The 19628-nt window shown below is 65.0% G+C and carries 21 protein-coding genes; 8 read left to right on the top strand and 13 right to left on the bottom strand.

Going from position 1 to position 19628, the window contains the following annotated elements:
- Positions 1-36 precede the first annotated feature (36 nt).
- The 3 genes from hslU to hslV form a co-directional block, all read right to left on the bottom strand.
- Positions 37-1338 carry an ATP-dependent protease ATPase subunit HslU gene (gene hslU, locus ACVJGD_RS29250; protein WP_456637482.1) on the bottom strand — a complete coding sequence of 434 codons (1302 nt, stop codon included), beginning with the start codon at positions 1336-1338 and terminating at the stop codon, positions 37-39.
- 89 nt (positions 1339-1427) lie between these two features.
- Positions 1428-1886 carry a GNAT family N-acetyltransferase gene (locus ACVJGD_RS29245; RefSeq protein ID WP_456640410.1) on the bottom strand — a complete coding sequence of 153 codons (459 nt, stop codon included), beginning with the start codon at positions 1884-1886 and terminating at the stop codon, positions 1428-1430.
- Positions 1887-1913: 27 nt separating this feature from the next.
- Positions 1914-2471: an ATP-dependent protease subunit HslV gene (gene hslV / locus ACVJGD_RS29240; protein ID WP_454615860.1), complete on the bottom strand. Its 558-nt coding sequence runs from the start codon at positions 2469-2471 to the stop codon at positions 1914-1916.
- Positions 2472-2652: 181 nt separating this feature from the next.
- On the opposite strand from hslV, the gene hisB reads away from it, so the two are divergent.
- The 7 genes from hisB to coaA all read left to right on the top strand — a co-directional run bounded on the left by hisB (position 2653) and on the right by coaA (position 7329).
- Complete coding sequence (hisB, locus tag ACVJGD_RS29235; protein WP_456637481.1) at positions 2653-3246, top strand: imidazoleglycerol-phosphate dehydratase HisB; 594 nt, start codon at positions 2653-2655, stop codon at positions 3244-3246.
- 29 nt (positions 3247-3275) lie between these two features.
- A complete protein-coding gene (locus tag ACVJGD_RS29230; protein WP_456637480.1) occupies positions 3276-3806 on the top strand; it encodes a DUF2628 domain-containing protein in 531 nt (176 codons plus the stop codon).
- A complete protein-coding gene (gene hisH / locus ACVJGD_RS29225; RefSeq protein ID WP_456637479.1) occupies positions 3803-4453 on the top strand; it encodes an imidazole glycerol phosphate synthase subunit HisH in 651 nt (216 codons plus the stop codon). Before ACVJGD_RS29230 ends, hisH begins: the two co-directional genes overlap by 4 nt.
- Complete coding sequence (hisA, locus tag ACVJGD_RS29220) at positions 4450-5181, top strand: 1-(5-phosphoribosyl)-5-[(5-phosphoribosylamino)methylideneamino]imidazole-4-carboxamide isomerase (RefSeq protein ID WP_456637478.1); 732 nt, start codon at positions 4450-4452, stop codon at positions 5179-5181. Before hisH ends, hisA begins: the two co-directional genes overlap by 4 nt.
- An 8-nt stretch (positions 5182-5189) precedes the next feature.
- On the top strand, positions 5190-5966 hold the full coding sequence (hisF, locus tag ACVJGD_RS29215; protein ID WP_456637477.1) for an imidazole glycerol phosphate synthase subunit HisF: 777 nt from the start codon (positions 5190-5192) through the stop codon (positions 5964-5966).
- 73 nt (positions 5967-6039) lie between these two features.
- Complete coding sequence (locus ACVJGD_RS29210; RefSeq protein ID WP_456637476.1) at positions 6040-6363, top strand: phosphoribosyl-ATP diphosphatase; 324 nt, start codon at positions 6040-6042, stop codon at positions 6361-6363.
- A gap of 9 nt (positions 6364-6372) precedes the next feature.
- Positions 6373-7329 carry a type I pantothenate kinase gene (gene coaA, locus ACVJGD_RS29205; protein ID WP_456637475.1) on the top strand — a complete coding sequence of 319 codons (957 nt, stop codon included), beginning with the start codon at positions 6373-6375 and terminating at the stop codon, positions 7327-7329.
- Positions 7330-7461: 132 nt separating this feature from the next.
- Here the strand turns inward: coaA and ACVJGD_RS29200 are convergent, their stop codons facing one another.
- The 7 genes from ACVJGD_RS29200 to rsmI all read right to left on the bottom strand — a co-directional run bounded on the left by ACVJGD_RS29200 (position 7462) and on the right by rsmI (position 15557).
- Entirely contained in the window at positions 7462-9705 is a 2244-nt protein-coding gene (locus ACVJGD_RS29200) for a response regulator (protein ID WP_456637474.1), read from the bottom strand.
- Positions 9706-9859: 154 nt separating this feature from the next.
- Positions 9860-10327: a hypothetical protein gene (locus ACVJGD_RS29195; RefSeq protein ID WP_456637473.1), complete on the bottom strand. Its 468-nt coding sequence runs from the start codon at positions 10325-10327 to the stop codon at positions 9860-9862.
- A gap of 130 nt (positions 10328-10457) precedes the next feature.
- Positions 10458-11996, bottom strand: coding sequence for a YifB family Mg chelatase-like AAA ATPase (locus tag ACVJGD_RS29190; protein ID WP_456637472.1), 1539 nt, complete (start codon positions 11994-11996; stop codon positions 10458-10460).
- Between the two features lie 113 nt (positions 11997-12109).
- A complete protein-coding gene (locus ACVJGD_RS29185) occupies positions 12110-13081 on the bottom strand; it encodes an MBL fold metallo-hydrolase (protein ID WP_456637471.1) in 972 nt (323 codons plus the stop codon).
- Positions 13082-13235: 154 nt separating this feature from the next.
- Entirely contained in the window at positions 13236-14183 is a 948-nt protein-coding gene (gene gshB / locus ACVJGD_RS29180; protein WP_456637470.1) for a glutathione synthase, read from the bottom strand.
- A gap of 28 nt (positions 14184-14211) precedes the next feature.
- On the bottom strand, positions 14212-14622 hold the full coding sequence (locus tag ACVJGD_RS29175; protein WP_456640409.1) for a YraN family protein: 411 nt from the start codon (positions 14620-14622) through the stop codon (positions 14212-14214).
- Complete coding sequence (gene rsmI / locus ACVJGD_RS29170) at positions 14622-15557, bottom strand: 16S rRNA (cytidine(1402)-2'-O)-methyltransferase (RefSeq protein WP_456637469.1); 936 nt, start codon at positions 15555-15557, stop codon at positions 14622-14624. Before rsmI ends, ACVJGD_RS29175 begins: the two co-directional genes overlap by 1 nt.
- A gap of 293 nt (positions 15558-15850) precedes the next feature.
- Between rsmI and ACVJGD_RS29165 the strand changes: the two genes are divergently transcribed.
- Entirely contained in the window at positions 15851-17068 is a 1218-nt protein-coding gene (locus ACVJGD_RS29165) for a penicillin-binding protein activator (protein ID WP_456637468.1), read from the top strand.
- A gap of 10 nt (positions 17069-17078) precedes the next feature.
- Here ACVJGD_RS29165 and hemW read toward each other — a convergent pair whose 3' ends face one another.
- The 3 genes from hemW to rph are packed head-to-tail and all read right to left on the bottom strand — an operon-like array spanning position 17079 to position 19582.
- Positions 17079-18233 (bottom strand): radical SAM family heme chaperone HemW, encoded by a 1155-nt coding sequence (gene hemW / locus ACVJGD_RS29160; protein WP_456640408.1) that lies wholly within the window; start codon positions 18231-18233, stop codon positions 17079-17081.
- Complete coding sequence (gene rdgB / locus ACVJGD_RS29155; RefSeq protein ID WP_456637467.1) at positions 18229-18858, bottom strand: RdgB/HAM1 family non-canonical purine NTP pyrophosphatase; 630 nt, start codon at positions 18856-18858, stop codon at positions 18229-18231. The genes hemW and rdgB overlap by 5 nt, the downstream gene beginning before the upstream one ends.
- A 10-nt stretch (positions 18859-18868) precedes the next feature.
- Positions 18869-19582: a ribonuclease PH gene (gene rph / locus ACVJGD_RS29150; protein ID WP_225704027.1), complete on the bottom strand. Its 714-nt coding sequence runs from the start codon at positions 19580-19582 to the stop codon at positions 18869-18871.
- Between the last annotated feature and the right edge of the window lie 46 nt (positions 19583-19628).

The following is a 19628-nucleotide window of genomic DNA, read 5'->3' as shown; positions in this document are numbered from 1 at the left end:
CGCGCTCCTCAGGATGAGGGTCTACAATGAGCCGCTTTACAAAATGAACCTGCTCAAATCGGTATTCTTGGCGAGGTCGCCGACGTGCTTGCGTACATAGTCGGCATCGACCGTGATGGTGTCGCCGTGGCGATCGGGGGCGGTGAAGGAGATCTCGTCCAGCACCCGCTCCATCACCGTCTGCAGCCGCCGCGCGCCGATATTCTCGACGGTGGAGTTGACGGCAACGGCGACGTCGGCGAGCTCGTCGATGGCGGCGTCGGTGATATCCAGTTTCACGCCTTCGGTTTGCATCAGCGCGACATATTGCTTGATCAGGGACGCCTCGGGCTCGGTCAGGATGCGGCGCATGTCGTCCCGCGTCAGCGCCTGCAGTTCGACGCGGATCGGCAGGCGGCCCTGCAATTCCGGCAACAGGTCGGAGGGTTTTGCGATATGGAATGCGCCGGAGGCGATGAACAGGATGTGATCGGTCTTCACCGGGCCGTGCTTGGTCGAGACCGTCGTGCCCTCGATCAGCGGCAACAGGTCGCGCTGCACGCCTTCGCGCGAGACGTCGCCGCCGGCGCGATTCTCACGCACGCAGATCTTGTCGATCTCGTCGAGGAACACGATGCCGTTGTTCTCGACCGCGTTGATCGCTTCCTGCACCAACTGGTCGGTATCGAGCAGCTTGTCGGATTCCTCGTTGACGAGGATTTCGTGCGAGCCCGCGACCGTCAGGCGCCGGGTCTTGGTGCGTCCACCCATCTTGCCGAAGATGTCGCCGATTGAAATGGCGCCCATCTGCGCGCCCGGCATGCCCGGGATCTCGAACATCGGGAAGCCGCCGGAGGACTGCGTCTCGATCTCGATCTCCTTGTCGTTCAATTCTCCGGCACGCAATTTCTTGCGGAAGGATTCGCGCGTCGCCGGACTCGAGGCCGGGCCGACCAGGGCATCCAGCACGCGTTCCTCGGCGGCAAGCTGCGCACGCGCCTGCACGTCTTTCCGTTTGCGCTCGCGGATCAGCGCAATCGCAACCTCGACGAGATCGCGCACGATCTGCTCGACGTCGCGGCCGACATAGCCGACCTCGGTGAATTTGGTGGCTTCGACCTTGAGGAACGGCGCGCCGGCAAGCTTTGCCAGTCGCCGCGCGATTTCCGTCTTGCCGACGCCGGTCGGTCCGATCATCAGGATATTCTTCGGCAGCACTTCCTCGCGCAGGGAACCGGAAAGCTGCAGCCGCCGCCAGCGGTTGCGCAAGGCGATGGAGACCGCGCGCTTGGCGTCGGTCTGGCCGACGATGAAACGGTCGAGTTCGGAAACGATTTCGCGGGGGGAGAAGTCGGTCATGTCACCTAGCTAGGGGTTCAGGGCTGCGAGAGCAAGCTGAGGTTGGATCGCCGGCAGGCCGGAAATCATGTCGAGTTCGTAACCTGCGGTCATGCGTCACAGACCATCAACAGAGCGGGGCCGTCGGGCGTGTCGATCATGCGGACTTTCTCAAATCCCGCTTTCTCATAAGCGCGCACGGCGCGGGCATTGTTCGGATCGGGATCGGTGACGATGCGTGGCGCGCCCTGCCCCAACCGGTCGATGATGAAGCGGCGGATCAACGCCGAGCCATGTCCGCGCCCGATCATGTCGGGCTCGCCGATGAAGAGATCGATGCCGCGGGTGCCTTCAGGATGTGATCCGAAGCCTTCGTTCCAGGCCGTCAGTTCGTAACACTGGATGTAGCCGAAATCGCTGCCATCGACTGACACGATGAACTGGTCCATCGCCGGCTCGTCGAGATCGCCACTCACCAGCGCGTATTGCTCGGATGGATCGCCCCACCATTCCCGGACATGCGGCAGCGTCAGCCAGCGCTTGATCAGCGCAAGGTCGGCCACCGCCATCTCGCGGAAGGTATAGGGCTCCAAGGTTCAGCCGCCCAGCGTTTCGATCGTCACGTTGCGGTTGGTGTAGACGCAGATGTCGGCAGCGATATCGAGCGAGCGGCGCACGATCGCCTCGGCATCCTTGTCGCTGTCGATCAGGGCGCGCGCCGCGGCCAGCGCGTAGTTGCCGCCCGAGCCGATCGCCATCACGCCGGCCTCCGGCTCAAGCACGTCACCGGTTCCGGTGAGGACGAGGGAGACGTCCCTGTCGGCGACGATCATCATCGCCTCCAATCGCCGCAGATAGCGGTCGGTCCGCCAGTCCTTGGCCAGCTCCACGGCCGCCCGGGTCAATTGTCCCGGATATTGCTCGAGCTTGCTTTCCAGCCGCTCGAACAGTGTGAAGGCATCGGCGGTGGCGCCGGCAAAGCCGCCGATCACGTCGCCCTTGCCGATCCTGCGCACTTTCTTGGCATTGGCTTTGATCACGGTCTGGCCGATCGAGACCTGGCCGTCGCCGCCGATCACCACCTTGCCGCCCTTGCGGACGGTTACGATCGTGGTGCCGTGCCAGACGGTCGGCTCGTTTGGGGATGCTTGCATGGGGTACCTCTTCGTCCGACCAGATTTAGGCGGTCGGCCAGTGGCTTACAATTGGATGATTTGAACCCTTTTCGGTCACCATGGCCGCAACTTGGCCGCTTTTGGCGTCATCCCGCAGTAGCGAAGGGGTCATCGGCCTGTTAAAAGACGCCCGTTTTCGGCACGGGAAAGCTCAATTTTCATGCGCACGGCGACGATCAAGCGCAAGACCAAGGAGACCGACGTCGAGGTGGCGGTAAACCTCGACGGGTCCGGCGTGTCCCAGGTTTCGACCGGGATCGGCTTCTTCGACCATATGCTCGACCTCCTGGCGCGGCATTCGCGCATCGATATCACGGTCAGGGCCGAGGGCGATCTCCATGTCGACCACCACCACACCACCGAGGACGTCGGGATTGCGCTCGGACAGGCCGTGAAACAGGCGCTCGGCAACATGGCGGGCATCACCCGCTATGCCTCGATCCACATGCCGATGGACGAAACGCTGTCGCGTGTGGTGATCGACATTTCGGGCCGTCCGGTGCTGGTGTTCAAGGTCGCCTTTCCCCGCGACAAGATCGGCGAGTTCGACACCGAGCTGGTGCGCGAATGGTTCAATGCGTTTGCGATGAACGCCGGCGTGACTTTGCACGTCGAGACCCTATATGGCGAGAACAGCCATCATATCGCCGAATCCTGTTTCAAGGGTCTTGCGAGAGCGCTTCGCGCGGCTGTCGCGATCGATCCGCAGGCCGCGGGCGAAGTGCCCTCCACGAAGGGCCAGCTCGGCGGCTGAGCTCTTCATTCTTGCGGCGGAGAGTTTTGATGCCGGTCTACACAGTGCACGCCCCGGTAGGGAACAATGTCGACCTTGCGGCGACGGACAGGTTCACCTTCGTGCGCGACGGCTTTCATTTCTGGGCGGCGGTCGCGAGCGTGATCTGGCTGGCCTGGCACCGGCTGTGGCTGGCGCTGATCGGCTGGATCGTGCTGATCGCGGCGGTTGATTACGGCCTGGCCAAGCTCGGCATCAGCCGCGGCACGATCCTCGCCGTGAATGTCGTGCTGGCGCTGCTCTTGGGATTTGAGGCGGCAAGCCTGAAGCGCTGGACATTGTCGCGCCGCAGATGGCGCCAGCTCGACATCGTCGTAGCCGATGACGAGGAATCCGCCGAGCGTCGCTTCTTCGATCGCTGGACCGCAATGCATCGTGGGCTCGTCAACGACCAATGGTCGGTCGACCGCGGCGGTCCGCCGCCGACGCGGAACATTCCGGGCCAGCCATTCTCCAAGCCGCCGCCGCTGCCGCAGGGCGGCATTATCGGGTTGTTTCCAGAGCCGGGAGGATCGCGATGACGGTTGCCATCATCGATTACGGCTCCGGCAATCTGCACTCCGCGGCGAAAGCGTTCGAGCGCGCCGCGCGCAGCATGGAAGACCCGCAGAGGATCATGGTGACGCGCGATCCCGACGCGGTGTTCCGCGCCGACCGCATCGTGCTGCCCGGTGTCGGCGCCTTCGCCGATTGCCGCAGGGGCGTCGATGCGCTCGACGGCATGCTCGAGGCGTTGACGGAAGCCGTGCGGGTCAAGGCGCGGCCGTTCTTCGGCATCTGCGTCGGCATGCAGTTGATGGCGACGCGCGGCAAGGAACACGTCACGACCGACGGCTTCAACTGGGTCGCGGGTGACGTCGAGAAAATTCAGCCGCGCGAGGAGAACCTGAAGATCCCGCACATGGGCTGGAATACGCTCGAAATGCTGCGCGAACACCCGGTGCTGGAGCGCCTGCCGCTCGGGCCCGACGGCCGCCATGCCTATTTCGTGCATTCCTATCACCTCAACGCGGCCAATGAGCAGGACGTGCTGGCGCGCGCCGATTACGGCGGGCCGGTCACAGCCGTCGTCGCCAAGGACACCGCGATCGGCACGCAGTTTCACCCCGAGAAGAGCCAGCGCTTCGGGCTGGCGCTGATCTCGAATTTCCTGAAGTGGAAGCCGTGATCCTCTTTCCTGCCATTGACCTGAAGAACGGGCAGTGTGTGCGCCTGGAGCAGGGCGACATGGCGCGCGCCACCGTGTTCAATCTCGATCCGGCGGCGCAGGCGCGTGCCTTTGCGGCGCAGGGGTTCGAATATCTCCACGTGGTCGATCTCGACGGCGCCTTCGCCGGCAAGCCGATGAATGCGCAGGCCGTCGAAGCCATGCTGAAGGCGGTCACGATGCCGGTGCAGCTTGGCGGCGGCATCCGCGATCTCAGGACGGTGGAAGCCTGGCTGGAGAAGGGCGTCGCGCGCGTCATCATCGGCACCGCGGCGGTGCGTGACCCCGAGCTCGTCAAGGGAGCAGCAAAGAGGTATCCCGGCCGCGTTGCCGTCGGCCTCGATGCGCGTGACGGCAAGGTCGCGGTTCAGGGCTGGGCCGAAACGTCGGAGGTGACGGCGCTCGAGATCGCGCAGCGGTTCGAGGACGCCGGCGTTGCCGCGATCATCTTCACCGATATCGCCCGCGATGGCCTCTTGAAGGGCCTCAACCTCGATGCCACGATCGCCCTCGCCGAAAGCATCTCGATTCCCGTGATCGCATCCGGCGGCTTCGCCTCGATCGACGATGTCAAGGCGCTGCTCGAGCCACGGGCCAGGAAGCTCGCCGGCGCCATCGTCGGCCGCGCGCTCTACGACGGCCGGCTTGATCCCGCCGCCGCGCTGAAGCTGATCCGCGCCGCGGCTTAGGAGACGACATGTTCAAGGTCCGCGTCATCCCCTGTCTCGACGTCAAGGACGGCCGCGTCGTCAAGGGCGTCAATTTCGTCGATCTGCGCGACGCCGGCGACCCCGTGGAGGCAGCGATCGCCTATGACGCCGCAGGCGCCGACGAACTTTGCTTCCTCGATATCACGGCCACCCATGAGAACCGCGGCATCATGCTGGACGTGGTACGGCGGACCGCCGAGGCCTGCTTCATGCCACTCACCGTCGGTGGTGGCGTCCGCACCATCGACGACATCCGCACGCTGCTGCGTTCCGGTGCTGATAAAGTGTCGATCAATTCCGCCGCGGTCAGCCGCCGTGAATTCGTCAAGGAGGGCGCGGAAAAATTCGGCGAGCAGTGCATCGTGGTCGCGATCGACGCCAAGCGCGTCACTCGTGCCGGCGGCTCCGACCGCTGGGAAATCTTCACCCATGGCGGACGCAAGCCGACCGGCATCGATGCGATCGAATATGCCCAGGAGGTGGTCTCGCTTGGCGCCGGCGAGATCCTGCTGACGTCGATGGATCGGGATGGCACAAGGCAGGGCTTCGACCTGGAGCTGACGCAGGCGATCGCGGACAGTGTCCCCGTACCGGTCATCGCGTCCGGCGGGGTCGGCAATCTCGACCATCTCGTCGATGGCATCCGCAAGGGCCACGCCACCGCAGTCCTGGCGGCGTCGATATTCCATTTCGGCGAATTTACCATCCGCCAAGCCAAGGAGCACATGGTGCGTGCCGGCCTGCCGATGCGCCTTGATCCCTAGGACTCCCTGTCACAAAAATGCTAAGTCCCTCCCGGGGGGTGTTGCCGGTTTAGGCCGGTCTGGGTGCTTGAGTATGTCGCGTTTCACGGTCCACGATCTGGCCGCCATCATCGATGCCCGCGCGGCGTCGGGAGGAGAGGCGTCCTATACGAAGAAGCTGCTCGACAAGGGCGCCGAGCATTGCGCCAAGAAGCTCGGCGAGGAAGCGGTCGAGACCGTGATCGCCGCGGTCGAGAACAATCGCAATCATCTCATCGCCGAAAGTGCCGATCTGGTGTTTCACCTGCTGGTGCTGCTCAAGGCCCGCGGCGTGAAGCTCGAGGACGTCGAGGCGGCGCTTTCGCAGCGCACCTCCATGTCCGGATTGGAAGAGAAAGCGGCGCGCAAGCGCGATTAGGGCACGGCCATGGACATTCAGGCACCCGACCAGCAATATAATCCGTATCGGATCTTTTCGCGCGAGCAATGGGCGAAGCTGCGCGACGATACACCGATGACACTGGAACCAGGCGAATTCGAGCGGTTGCGCTCGATGCACGACCGGCTCGACATTCACGAAGTCGAGGACATTTATCTGCCGCTGTCGCGGCTGCTCTCGATCTATGTCGATGCCACGCAGCGGCTGTATTACTCGCAGCGCCAGTTCCTCGGCATCCAGGACCGCAAGATGCCCTACATCATCGGCGTTGCGGGCTCGGTCGCGGTCGGCAAGTCCACCACAGCGCGCGTGCTGCAGGCGCTGCTGGCGCGCTGGTCGCCACGGCCCAAGGTCGACCTCGTCACCACCGACGGCTTCCTCTATCCCAATGCCGTGCTCGAGCGCCTGGGATTGATGCAGAAGAAGGGCTTTCCGGAAAGCTACGACCAGCAGCTCCTGCTGTCGTTCCTGAGCGACATCAAGGCCGGGCGGCGTCCGGTGCGCGCGCCTGTTTATTCGCATTTAACCTACGACATCGTTCCCAACCAGTTCATCGAGATCGACCGCCCCGACATCCTGATCGTCGAGGGTGTCAATGTGCTGCAGACCAGCCGCTTGCCGCGCGACGGCAAGGCCGTGCCCGTCGTCTCCGACTTCTTCGATTTCTCTGTCTATATCGACGCGGACGAGCCGGTGTTGCGCGAGTGGTACGTCACGCGCTTCCTCGCGCTGCGCGATACCGCGTTCCACGATCCCCGCTCCTATTTCCACCGCTACGCCGTGCTGTCGGACGAAGAGGCGACCGCCACCGCGATCGCGATCTGGGAACGCACCAACCGCGCCAATCTCGAGGACAACATCCTGCCGACCCGCCCACGCGCCACGCTGATCCTGAAGAAGGGCGCGGACCACGTGGTGGAGACAGTCGCACTGCGGCGATTATAGCTGCACCCGTCATTCCGGGGCGCGCAAAGCGCGAGCCCGGAATCCATCGGGCCGCATACGCAGGTGGAGACATGGATTCCGGGTTCGATGCTTCGCATCGCCCCGGAATGACGGCGCCAACAGCTGTGTGTCCTACGCTGCGAGATGTCGCGACGCCGCGAGCACTTTCAGCGCCTCCTCCAGTTTCTCGCGATCGAGCGGCTTGATCAGAAAGCCGTCCATGCCCGCTTCGAAGCAGGCGGAGCGATCTTCCGCCAGGGTGTTGGCGGTCAGCGCGAGGATCGGCGTGCGCGGTCCGGACTGGCCGGCTTCGGATTGCCGGATGCGTTTGGTGGTCTCGATGCCGTTGAGCTGCGGCATCTGCACGTCCATCAGCACGAGGTCGTACGGCGTCCCCATCGATTTCGTCGATAGCCAGGATTCCAGCGCCTCTTCGCCATTGGTGGTGATCACCACGCGGTGGCCGAGGCGCGTCAGCAGCGAGCGCATCAGAAGCGCGTTGATCTCGTTGTCTTCGGCGACCAGGATCGATAGCTCCTTGTCGGAGAGCGAGGCCAGTGTCGAAGTGGCGTCGATCTGCTCAACGACGGAATCTGTGGCGACGCTCGGCGAAACGATTTCGGGTGGGGCCGTGAGACGGGCGGCGAGCGAGACGGCGCGCAGCGGCTTGACCAGATAGCCGGTGAACGGCGAATCCGCCGACGGCTGCAGTTCCTGCCGGGTCGCGGGCGTGAACATCACGATCCGCTGCGTCGCATGCTCCCGCGCCGCCTCGCCGAGGCGGCCGATCTCGGCCGCTCCCAGCGCATGGTCGATCAGCACGGCGTGCCATGGACGCTCGGGCAACAAGGCCTCCGCCACCGCGGCATCCGACACCATGCAGGTCTGCGCGCCCCAGCGCTGCAGCCGGCGCGAGATCAGGGAGGCCTCGATGCCTTGCGGCGCGACCAGCATGATGGACTGGCCTGCAAGGTCGGGCGGGCGGAACACCGGTGGCCCGTTGCTGTCGGAAGCCGCGAGCGGGATCGACACTTCGAAGGTCGAACCCGCGCCAAGCCTGCTCGCAAGCGCGATGCGGCCGCCCATGCGCTTGATGATGCGGTCGCTGATGCTGAGGCCAAGCCCGGTGCCGCCATAGCTGCGCGCAATGCCCTCGTCGGCCTGCTCGAACTCGCGGAAGATGCGCTGCTGCGCTTCCGGCGCAATACCGATGCCGGTGTCGCGGACCAGGAAGCTGATTTCATTCGGCCGGATGCCGGGCTCGACGACCAGGGCGACACCGCCGGCTGCAGTGAATTTGATCGCGTTGCCGGCGAGGTTGAGCAGCACCTGGCGCAGCCGGGCCGCGCCTCCGACCACCTCCATCGGCAGCCGCTCATCGATATAGGCGGCGATCTCGATTCCTTTTGCTTCGGCTCGTGGCGCCAGCAACTCGGTGATGTCCTCGATCAGTTTCGAGAGCGCGAACGGGCGCGGCTCGAGATCGATCTTGCCGGCTTCGATCTTGGAATAATCCAGGAGCTCCTCGATCAGCGACAGCAGCGCCTCGCCGGAGGTCTTCACCGCCTTGGCATAGGTCATCTGCTCCGGCGTCAATGGCGTATCCATCAAGAGGCCGCTCATTCCGATGATGCCGTTGAGCGGGGTGCGGATCTCGTGGCTTGCCATTGCGAGGAAGCGCGACTTGGCGCGGTTGGCGGCATCGGCCTGATCGCGCGCCTCGGCGAGGGCGCGCTCGCTCTCGGCGCGGTCGGTGACGTCGCGCCCGACGCTTTGCATCTCCGCAGGCTGTCCTGCATCGGTCCGGACGAGGCCCTCGCGCCAGGCAATCCAGCGCGGCCCGGACGGCCTCGCGATCTTCTGGTCGTACGTTCGAGTGCCGCTTGGCTCCAGCGCGGTGTTGCCCTGTTCCAGCACCTCGAATGCGAAATGGCTGCCGATCAGTTCGCCGCGCGGTTTTTCCGCGAGGTCGCAATAGGCGTCGTTGACGAAGGTGATCACGCCATCGTTGTCGCGCAGGACGATCAGGTCGCTTTGCGATTCGAACAGGCTGCGTGCGCGTTGCTCGGCTTCCTGCAGTTCCCAGTTGCGGTCGGCGAGCGCCTCGTTGTGCTCTGCGATCATGCGCAACCTCCCGCGCATCAGCCGCAGCCGTACACTCAGCACGACCAGCGCCACGCAGGCGAGTGCGAACAGCAGGCTGACGCCCACAGCAACGGCACGCGGATCACGGTCCGGAACAGCGCCAACGAGGAATGCATAACCGCTGCCGAAGACCGCGGCGAAGACGATGAAGGCGCGGAGGGTGAAGACGGTCCAGGGGTGACGGCGCCCGAGCCGAAGCAGGCGGAGCTTCAGCCGATAGGTCCACGTCATCGCCGATCCCCTGATCACCTGCCTGAAGGCGGGCGGCTCGAGCCGCCTCGCATATTGGATCGACGATGCGTCGGCGACCTTGCAAAGTGCTTGAGAATGCGTCGGGTTCCGCCCCGCGATGCGAACAGGGTTGATGAAGCGTTAACGGGTATCGCTACAGCGAAGCAGCTTGCAGGCGACGGTGTCCGCCATGTGCCCCGACGATCAGCGCCGCGGCATCGCGCACTGAGAAGCTTTTCGAATGAACGAAGATCCGATAATCGGCCGGACCATCCTGCGACAGATAGATCACGGGATCGGTTGCGGCTGATTTGGCCGAGATCGCGACCAGTTGCGGCACGCCGTTGCTCTCGCAGGCGCCGGGCTCGGCGTCGTCGACATCATCGATGACCGCGAAATCGGCGGCCTCCGCGCTGTCGGAGATCTGGACCCGCACGGTGGCAGCGGCCGGGTCGTCCGTGAAGCTGACATGGAGCTGGGCGAGCCAGGGGATCGATGCGATCTGCACGGTGGCGCCACCCGCTTCGATGCAGGGGCGAGGCCCCGGCAGGAATTCACCGCGGGCAACGAGTGCGAACACAGCCAGCGGCACGACCGAGGCCAGAATCTTCAAACGCAACATGACACCACTCACGCGACCAAAGCCTGCAAACGCGCGGGCTTATGGTTGGCGGAGCGTAAAGAGAACTGGTTACTTTCGCGTTGACGCGTTTTCTTCACGCGAACCGGTATCCACGTCGCTCGAAAACGCTCTACGCCGCGCGCCTGATGTCGTCGGCGAGCGCGCGGTAGGACAGCGCTTCGGCGAGATGCAGCCGGCCGATCTTCTCCACGCCGTCGAGATCGGCGAGCGTACGCGCGACGCGCAACACGCGATGATAGCCGCGCGCGGTAAGCCGCATGGTTTCGGCCGCGTCGCGGAGCAGCTTCTGCCCCTGCGCGTCCGGCTGCGCGATGGTCTCGAGCAGCGATGCCGGCGCCTCGGCATTGGTGCGGACGTTGGGCATGCCTGCGGCGGCATAGCGCGCAAGCTGGATGTCGCGAGCCGCTGCGACCCGCGACGCCACTTCCGCTGATCCTTCGGAAGGCGGCGGCAGGATCAGGTCGGCGGCGGTCACTGCCGGCACTTCGATCCGCAGATCGATGCGGTCCATCAGCGGACCGGAGATGCGCATCTGGTAATCGGCGGTGCAGCGGTCGATGGGTCCGCGCTTGCAGGCATAGCCGGGCTCGTAGGCATGGCCGCAACGGCACGGGTTCATTGCCGCGACCAGCATGAAGCGCGCCGGATAGGTGACGCGGTGGTTGGCGCGCGAAATGGAAACCTCGCCTGTCTCCAGCGGCTGGCGCAGCGAATCCAAGACGCGCGGATCGAATTCCGGTAATTCGTCGAGGAAGAGCACGCCCTGATGCGCCAGCGAAATCTCGCCGGGCCTCGCGCGCATGCCGCCGCCGGTGAGCGCGGCCATGCTGGCGGAATGATGCGGGCTGCGGAACGGCCGCCGCGCGGTCAAGGCGCCGTCGCGGATTTCGCCTGCCACCGACGCAATCATCGACACTTCCAAAAGTTCAGACGGCGACAGTGGCGGCAGGATCGAGGGCAGCCGCGCCGCCAGCATCGACTTGCCGGCGCCGGGCGAGCCCATCATCAACAAATGATGCCCACCGGCCGCCGCGATCTCCAGCGCCCGTTTGGCGCTCTCCTGGCCCTTGATGTCGCGGAGGTCGAGCAGCGTCTCCTTCTGCTCGTGCACTTTCGGCTGCGGGCGCGACAGCACCTGCGTGCCCTTGAAATGATTGGCGATCTGGATCAGCGACTGTGCTGCGATGATCTGGATGTCCGGGCTCGCCCATGCCGCTTCCGAGCCGCAGGCCGCGGGGCAGATCAGCCCCTCGTCGCGCGAATTGGCGCCGATCGCCGCCGGCAATACGCCCGCAACCGGTGCAATCGAGCCATCCAGCCCGAGTTCGCCGAGCACGGTAAAGCCGTTGAGCGCATCGGAAGGAATCGCCCCGATCGCCGCCATCAGCCCGAGCGCGATCGGCAGGTCGTAGTGGCTGCCTTCCTTGGGCAGGTCAGCCGGCGCCAGGTTGACGATGATCCGGCGTGCCGGCAAAGCGAGGCCGGAGGCAATCAGCGCTGAGCGAACCCGCTCGCGCGCCTCGGACACCGCCTTGTCCGGCAGGCCCACGATCGCAAAGGCCGGCAGTCCCGGTGCGACCTGCACCTGCACGTCGACCGCGCGAGCCTCTATCCCCTCGAAAGCGACGGTGGAAACGCGTTGAACCATGCTGCCCCCTTGCCGGAACCGAGGGTAGCTGAAGGCAACGGCAAGCGCAAGAACATTACAGGAACAAGGGCTCCGGGGACCTGCCGCTCAGCCGTCCCGGAGCCCACGCAAGCTTACAGCGTCATCTGCATCGGCTCGGGATAATATTTGAAGCCGTCGCCGACCTTGGCGACGTGGCCGTAGCCGGGCCAGGCGAAGTGGTAGGACATCACGGGGATCTTGTTGGCCGCCAGCATCTCCAGCAGCTTCACCCGCGAGGCTGCCGCCTGCTTCGGGTCGGTATCGTAGGAGAATTCCATCCGCGGCCGCTCGAGCAGCAGCACGGAGTGGTGCGAGAGATCGCCGAGGAAGGCGAAGGATTTGCCGGCCGAGCTCACCATGAAGATGTGGTGGCCGACGGTGTGGCCGGGCGCCGCGATCGCCTGTACGCCGGGCAGGAATTCCTGGCCGTCCTTGAAGAACACCAGCCGATCCTTGACCGGCAGCAGATTCTTGCGCGCGTGAATGACGAAGTCCTTCAGCGGGCTGCCCATCTTGCCTTCGTCGGTCCAGTAATCGAAGTCGCTCTGGGCGATATAGACCTGCGCGTTCGGGAACAGCGGCTTGTCAGTGGCGCCGACGATGCCGCCGATATGGTCGATATGCGCATGCGAGCAGACAACGGCGTCGATGTCCTCGGGCTTGATGCCGGCTTCCGCCATGCTCTTCTGCTGGCGGCCGGTGGTCGGGCCGAACGCTTTCGAAGTGCCCATGCCGGTGTCGAACAGGATCAGCTTGTCGCCGGTGTTCACGATCGGCGAATTCTGCTCCAGCACGACATTGTCGGGTGACAGGAAGTTGTCCGACAGCATCTTTTTCACTTCTTCCTTCGGCACGCCAGTGAAGGTGCCGGAAGGATCGCCGAGCGGCAGCGGGCCGTCGGAGACGACGGTGACTTCGGCATCGCCGAGAATGAAGCGGTGCCAATAAGGCGTTTGCGTGCCGAGCTTCGGCGCGCGTGCCAGCGCGCTGCCGCCCAGCAGCGTGCTTGCTCCAAGGCCGGCGCCGAGCGCGAGCAGGGACCTTCGCGAGACGTTGATTGTCATGCTTTTCCTCCAACGGTTTTTTCGATTTGTATTTTGGTAAGTCGTCGCGCGCCGCGCAGGTCTTGCCCCGCGACCTGAGGGCGAGCACAGCCATGCTGCGCCCGCAGTCGCAAGCTGACAAGAGGTCTCAGAGCGGAAGGAAGGCAGACGCGCTCTAAGATTTTGCGCGCTTCGCCTCGATGACGTCCCAGATTCTGGCCGCCACGTCCGGACCACCGAGCCGCTGAATCGCGCGGATGCCGGTCGGCGAGGTGACGTTGATCTCGGTGAGGTAGCCGTCGATCACGTCGATGCCGACGAACAACAGGCCGTGCTCGCGCAAGGCCGGACCGAGCGTTGTGCAGATCTCGCGCTCGCGGTCGGAAAGCTCGGTCGACTGCGCCGCGCCGCCGCGCACCATGTTCGAGCGCAGGTCGTCCGCCGCCGGCACGCGGTTGACGGCGCCGGCGAATTCGCCGTCGACCAGGATGATGCGCTTGTCGCCATGTTTGACCTCGGGAAGGAAGCGCTGGATCACCCAGGGCTCCTTGAAGGTCACCGAAAACATGTCGAACAGCGAGCCGAAATTCATGTCCTGGGGCATCACGCGGAACACCGCGGCGCCGCCATGGCCGTGCAACGGTTTCATGACGACGGCGCCGTGCTCGTCACGGAACGCGTTGATCTCGTCGAGGTCGCGCGAGATCAACGTCGGCGGCATGAGCTGCGGAAAGTTCATCACGAACAGCTTTTCCGGCGCATTGCGGACGCTGGCGGGATCGTTGACGACCAGGGTCTTCGGGTGGATGCGTTCGAGAAAATGCGTCGAGGTGATATAGGCGAGATCGAACGGCGGATCCTGCCGCAGCAGGATCACGTCGAAATTGGTCAGCGGCTCGCGCTTGGGCTCGCCAAGGATGAAGTGATCGCCGACCTCGTCGCGCACGGTGAGGATTTGCACCGGTGCCACCAGCTCATCGCCGCGCAGCGAGAGCTTGTCCGGCGTGTAATAGGAAACGCCGTGGCCACGCTTCTGCGCTTCGAGCAGCAGCGCGAAGGTCGAATCGCCGCGAATGTTGATGCGCTCAATGGGATCCATCTGGACGGCGACGTTCAATTTCATGGTCTTTGAGTCCGGTCTCTCGAGGAAGTCATGCGCTGGCGTCGAATGCTGCCAACAGATGGCGCGGCAAACGCTTGGGCGCAATCAGCATGGCGTCGAAACGCATGTCGAATTCCGCATGTTCGGGATGCGCCATCAGCCAGGCCTGGGCCGCGGCAATGATGCGCTGCTGCTGGCGCGGCGTGACGGCATAGGCGGCCTCATCAAAGCTGGCGCGGGCCTTGACCTCGACGAAGGCGAGCAGGTTGCGCTTGCGCACCACCAGGTCGATCTCGCCATAGGGCGTGCGGAAGCGCTTGGCGAGGATGCGATAACCCTTGGCCATCAGGTACGCCGCGGCGCGGCCTTCGGCCGACAGCCCGGTGCGAAACGCGGCGACCCGCTCGGGCGAAGCCAGCTTTGCGACCGCTTCCGGCGGCGAGCCATCACTCTTCGCCATCATCGCCTTTCTTTCGCGAGTTCGAGGGCGCGGGCATAGATCTCGCGGCGCGGCCGGCCGGAAAGCTCGACCGCATGCGCAACCGCATCCTTGACGCTGTCGCGCAGGAGCGAGGTGCGCAAAAGCTCGTCGAGCTGATCCTGTCCCATCGCCTGCGCATCCGCCGGCGGCGGACCGATCACCAGCACGAATTCGCCGCGCGTCTCCAGTGCATCCTTGGCCGCTGCCAGCTCAGCGATTGGGGCACGCCTGACCTCTTCGTGCAGTTTCGTCAGTTCGCGGCAGATCGCGGCATCGCGTCCGCCCATAATTGCGGCAAGATCGGCAAGCGTCTCCTGGACGCGGCCGCCCGATTCGAACAGCACCAGCGTCGAATCGATCCTGGCGAGCTCTACGAGGCGCGTGCGGCGGGCCTGTTCCTTCGCAGGCAGGAAGCCTTCGAAGAAGAAGCGGTCGGTCGGCAGCGCCGCGACCGAGAGCGCCGTCAGCACGGACGATGCCCCGGGCACTGCGATCACCTGATGCCCGGCGGCGCAGGCCTCGCGCACCAGTTTGAAGCCAGGGTCGGAAATCAGCGGCGTACCGGCGTCCGAGACCAGCGCGATCGCGGCACCCTCGGCCAGCCGCTGCAGGATTTTTGGCCGCGCCTGGGCGGCATTGTGCTCGTGGTAGGGGGCCAGCTCGGCGGCGATCACATAGCGTTCGGTCAAACGGCGGGTGATGCGGGTGTCCTCGCAGGCGATCAGGTCGACCCCGGCGAGCGTCTCCAGCGCGCGCAAGGTGATGTCGGCGAGATTTCCGATCGGTGTTGCGACCAGATGGAGGCCGGGAACCGGCCTTGGCGCGTTCAGCACATGGCCGGCGACGGAAAATGTCCTGTTAGGGACGCTTATCCCGGCGTCTGCACCGTATCTTGAGCTGGCTTTTGCGCGCATAATGCCAATCTAGAGCATGATCCGGAAAAGTGGACACCGGTTTTCCGAAAGATCATGCTCAAACGAAAGGGGAGAGCAGCGCCGGCGCCACAGCATGCATGCGTCTTGCAGAGCGGGGGCGACTGTGCTGCGCACTCGGTGAGGGGTTCGTGGTCCACAGGCAGCAACGCGCCATGGGACGATAAACCCTTTGTTTTGGTTAACTATTCGCCGACAATATGCCTGATTCCATCCCCCATTTGTTGGGCTGTTGGAGACCCGGCCGGGCGCGGTCGGTCAAGAAAAGAGACGAGATGGTGGGCCCGCATAGTCGCAAACCGCAATCCTCGGGTTCGCAAGGTTCCGCCGCGACCCGCCGGACAGCACTTGGCCTGGTGCTTGGTGCGCCCTTGCTGGCCGCCTGTTCGGGAGTGCAGCAGACCCTTAGCCAGTTTTCGAGCTCGTCGCAGCCGGAAGCACCCGCCGGTCCGCAACAGCAGCCGCAGGCGATCGGCAACGGGCAGGTCAAAGTAGGGCTGATCCTGCCGCTGTCGGCCGCCGGCAATGCCGGCCTCGCCGGGCAGTCGATGAAGAACGCCGCTGAACTCGCGTTGGCGGAATTCCAGAACCCGAACATCCAGCTCCTGATCAAGGACGATGGCGGCAGTCCGCAGGGTGCCTCCCAGGGTGCGCAGCAGGCCGTGAGCGATGGTGCGGAGATCATCCTGGGCCCGCTGTTCGCCCAATCGGTGCCGGCGGTCGCGCAGGTCGCACGGGGTCGCGGTATCTCGGTGATCGCTTTCTCGACCGATTCGAGCGTCGCGGGACGCGGTGTCTATCTCCTGAGCTTCCTGCCGGAGTCCGATATCAACCGGATTGTCGAATATTCCGCGAGCATCGGAAAGCGCTCCTTCGCCGCGCTGGTCCCGGACAATGCCTATGGCAATGTGGTCGAGGCGGCGTTCAAGCAGGTGGCCGGCCGCAGGGGCCGCGTCGTCGCGTTCGAAAAATACGGCGCCGATCGCGCCACGCCGGCGCGTACGGTGGCGCAGTCGCTCAGCCAGGCCGACGCGCTGTTGCTCGCAGATGACGGTGAGTCGGTGGTGGCGACGGCGGACGCGCTGACCGCGGCCGGCGCCAATCTGCGCAACATCCAGCTCTTAGGGACAGGCCTGTGGGACAATCCGCGCGTGTTCGCAAGCCAGGCGCTGCAGGGCGGTCTGTTTGCGGCGCCGGACCCGTCCGGCTTCCGCGCCTTCGCCGGTCGTTACCGCAGCAAATACGGTTCTGAACCCGTGCGCACCGCGACGCTCGCCTATGACGCCGTCGCGCTGGTGGCCGCGCTGGCGCGGACGCAAGGCGCGCAGCGCTTCGCGCAGGAAACACTCACCAATCCTTCCGGCTTTGCCGGCATTGACGGCTTGTTCCGTTTCCGCGCCGACGGCACCAATGAGCGCGGACTTGCGGTGATGAAGGTTGCCACCGGCGGCGCCCAGGCGGTCGCGGGATCACCGAAGAGTTTTGGGGCGTAGTTCGTCCAGGCTACGCCGCGAGGTCCGCGACCACTGCATCGAGCACCGGAAAACCGGACTTGGTCACGCGCAGCCGTCCGTCGGCGTCGACGATGATGGCGCCCTCCTCGCGCAGCAGCGCGATGCGGCGCGGGTCGAGTGCGCGGCCTGAGAGCGACGCATAGCGCTTGGGGTCGATGCCCTCGGCAAGTCGAAGTCCCATCAGCAGGAATTCGTCGGCGCGCTCTTCGCTGTTGAGTACGTCGTCGGTCACGACGCCGCTGCCATTGGTTTCGACCCGCATCGTCCAGGCTTCCGGCCGCTTCTCGGTCGCGGTGGCGTGGCGCCGGCCGTCGATGTCGAGCCGGCCATGAGCGCCCGGGCCGATACCGGCATATTCGTCGCCGCGCCAATAGACGAGGTTGTGCCGGCACTCCGCGCCGGGGCGGGCGTGATTGGAGATCTCGTAGGCCGGCAAGCCTGCTCGCGCACAGACTTCCTGCGTCACGTCGTAAAGGGCGCGCGCGACCGCCTCATCCGGCGTCTGCAATTTGCCCGCGGCATGCAGGCCGAAGAACGGCGTGCCTTCCTCGATCGTGAGCTGATAGAGCGAGAGATGCTCGGCTGCTTCCGCGATCGCATGCTTCAACTCGTCGGCCCACATCGCAGGAGTCTGATCCGGCCGGGCGTAGATCAGGTCGAAGGAATAGCGATCGAACGCTTGGCGGGCGACGGCGACCGCATCGAGTGCTTCGCGCGCGGTGTGCAGCCGCCCCAATGCCTTCAGCGAGGCATCGTCGAGCGCCTGCACGCCGAGCGATACGCGGTTGACGCCGGCGCTGCGATAGCCGCGAAAGCGCGTCGCTTCGACGCTCGTCGGATTGGCTTCCAGCGTCACCTCGACATCGGAAGCGACGCGCCAATGTTTGCCGATCGCATCCAGGATCGCGCCGACCGTCTGCGGCTGCATCAACGACGGCGTACCTCCGCCGAGAAAGATCGAGGACACTTCACGCCCGGGGATGCGCGCCGCGGTCGTCTCGATCTCGCGCGCAAAGGCGCGGGCAAACCGCGCCTCATCGATCGGCGCATGCCTGACATGGCTGTTGAAATCGCAATACGGGCATTTCGACAGGCAGAACGGCCAGTGCACGTAGACGCCGAAGGCTGCCTGTTCCCGGTCAATCAAGGCATATCTCCGCCAATTTGACGAAGGCGCGGGCCCGGTGCGACAGGCCGAGCCCAAGCGGCGGCAGCCCGTGCTTCTCGACGCTCGTCATCTCGCCGAAGGTACGGGCGTAGCCATCCGGCAGGAACATGGGATCATAACCGAAACCGGCGGTGCCGCGCGGCGGCCACACCAAAGTTCCATCGGCGCGCGCCTCGACCTCTTCGAGATGGCCGTCCGGCCAGGCGACGCAAAGCGCGGAGACGAAATGCGCTCCTCGGCGGTCGGGCGTGGTCGCGCCGCGTTCCTGCAACAGGCGTTCGATCCGCGTCATGGCGGCGGTGAAGTCCTTGTTGTCGCCGGCCCAGCGCGCCGAATAGATGCCCGGTGCGCCGTCCAGCGCGTCGACCGCCAGTCCGGAATCGTCGGCAAACGCCGGTAGATCGGCGGCCTTGGCTGCCGCAATCGCCTTGATCGCGGCATTGGCGCGAAAATTGTCGCCGGTCTCCTCCGGCTCGCCAAGACCGAGATCGCCCGCCGAGATCGCCTCCACGCCGTGCGGTGCCAGCAACTCGCGCATCTCGGCAAGTTTGCCGGGATTGTGGGTCGCGATCACGAGCTTTCCAGTGATTCGGCGGTGCATGGCCTATTGACTACGCCACCGCCATTTTCTGCAAGTCGACCAGACGCGCCACGCCCTTGCGCGCCAGCGCCATCAGCGCCAGGAACTCGTCCTGCGAGAACGGCGTCTTTTCCGCGGTGCCCTGCACCTCGATGATGCGGCCGTCGCCGGTCATCACGAAATTGGCGTCGGTCTCGGCTTCCGAATCCTCGGCATAGTCGAGGTCGAGCACCGGCGTGCCGTTATAGATGCCGCAGGAGATGGCCGCGACGTGGTCGCGCAACACGTTGGTTTTCAGCATGTTGCGGGCCTTCATCCAGTTGATGCAGTCGGCAAGCGCGACCCAGGCACCGGTGATCGAGGCGGTGCGCGTGCCGCCGTCGGCCTGCAGCACGTCGCAATCGACCGTGATCTGGCGCTCGCCCAGCGCTTCCAGGTCGACGGTGGCGCGGAGCGAACGGCCGATCAGGCGCTGGATCTCGATCGTGCGGCCGCCCTGCTTGCCAGCGGAGGCTTCGCGCCGGGTCCGTTCCAGCGTGGCGCGGGGCAGCATGCCGTATTCGGCGGTGACCCAGCCGCGGCCCTGGCCTTTCAGCCACGGCGGCAGGCGGTCTTCCAGGGTCGCGGTGACCAGTACATGGGTGTCGCCGAATTTCACCATGCAGGAACCCTCGGCATATTTAACCACGCCGCGTTCCAGTGAAACGGGGCGCAGTTCGTCCGGTGCACGGCGGCTTGGCCGCATGGGAATCCTCCGAGAATTCGAGCGATATGGCTGGCGGTGCTTGTAG

The organism is Bradyrhizobium sp. USDA 10063 (genome assembly GCF_054063735.1).
Note: the sequence above shows the minus strand (reverse complement) of the source record. Positions and strands in the feature narration are given on the sequence as shown.

Coding starts and splice junctions, on each gene's coding strand:
- rsmI (WP_456637469.1), bottom strand. CDS start 15,557: ATGCGCGCAAAAGCCAGCTCAAGATACGGTGCAGACGCCGGGATAAGC.
- ACVJGD_RS29165 (WP_456637468.1), top strand. CDS start 15,851: ATGGTGGGCCCGCATAGTCGCAAACCGCAATCCTCGGGTTCGCAAGGT.
- ACVJGD_RS29185 (WP_456637471.1), bottom strand. CDS start 13,081: ATGACAATCAACGTCTCGCGAAGGTCCCTGCTCGCGCTCGGCGCCGGC.
- hslV (WP_454615860.1), bottom strand. CDS start 2,471: ATGCAAGCATCCCCAAACGAGCCGACCGTCTGGCACGGCACCACGATC.
- rdgB (WP_456637467.1), bottom strand. CDS start 18,858: ATGCACCGCCGAATCACTGGAAAGCTCGTGATCGCGACCCACAATCCC.
- gshB (WP_456637470.1), bottom strand. CDS start 14,183: ATGAAATTGAACGTCGCCGTCCAGATGGATCCCATTGAGCGCATCAAC.
- ACVJGD_RS29175 (WP_456640409.1), bottom strand. CDS start 14,622: ATGGCGAAGAGTGATGGCTCGCCGCCGGAAGCGGTCGCAAAGCTGGCT.
- rph (WP_225704027.1), bottom strand. CDS start 19,582: ATGCGGCCAAGCCGCCGTGCACCGGACGAACTGCGCCCCGTTTCACTG.
- hisF (WP_456637477.1), top strand. CDS start 5,190: ATGTTCAAGGTCCGCGTCATCCCCTGTCTCGACGTCAAGGACGGCCGC.
- hisB (WP_456637481.1), top strand. CDS start 2,653: ATGCGCACGGCGACGATCAAGCGCAAGACCAAGGAGACCGACGTCGAG.
- ACVJGD_RS29230 (WP_456637480.1), top strand. CDS start 3,276: ATGCCGGTCTACACAGTGCACGCCCCGGTAGGGAACAATGTCGACCTT.
- hslU (WP_456637482.1), bottom strand. CDS start 1,338: ATGACCGACTTCTCCCCCCGCGAAATCGTTTCCGAACTCGACCGTTTC.
- coaA (WP_456637475.1), top strand. CDS start 6,373: ATGGACATTCAGGCACCCGACCAGCAATATAATCCGTATCGGATCTTT.
- ACVJGD_RS29195 (WP_456637473.1), bottom strand. CDS start 10,327: ATGTTGCGTTTGAAGATTCTGGCCTCGGTCGTGCCGCTGGCTGTGTTC.
- ACVJGD_RS29190 (WP_456637472.1), bottom strand. CDS start 11,996: ATGGTTCAACGCGTTTCCACCGTCGCTTTCGAGGGGATAGAGGCTCGC.
- hisH (WP_456637479.1), top strand. CDS start 3,803: ATGACGGTTGCCATCATCGATTACGGCTCCGGCAATCTGCACTCCGCG.
- ACVJGD_RS29210 (WP_456637476.1), top strand. CDS start 6,040: ATGTCGCGTTTCACGGTCCACGATCTGGCCGCCATCATCGATGCCCGC.
- ACVJGD_RS29245 (WP_456640410.1), bottom strand. CDS start 1,886: ATGGCGGTGGCCGACCTTGCGCTGATCAAGCGCTGGCTGACGCTGCCG.
- ACVJGD_RS29200 (WP_456637474.1), bottom strand. CDS start 9,705: ATGACGTGGACCTATCGGCTGAAGCTCCGCCTGCTTCGGCTCGGGCGC.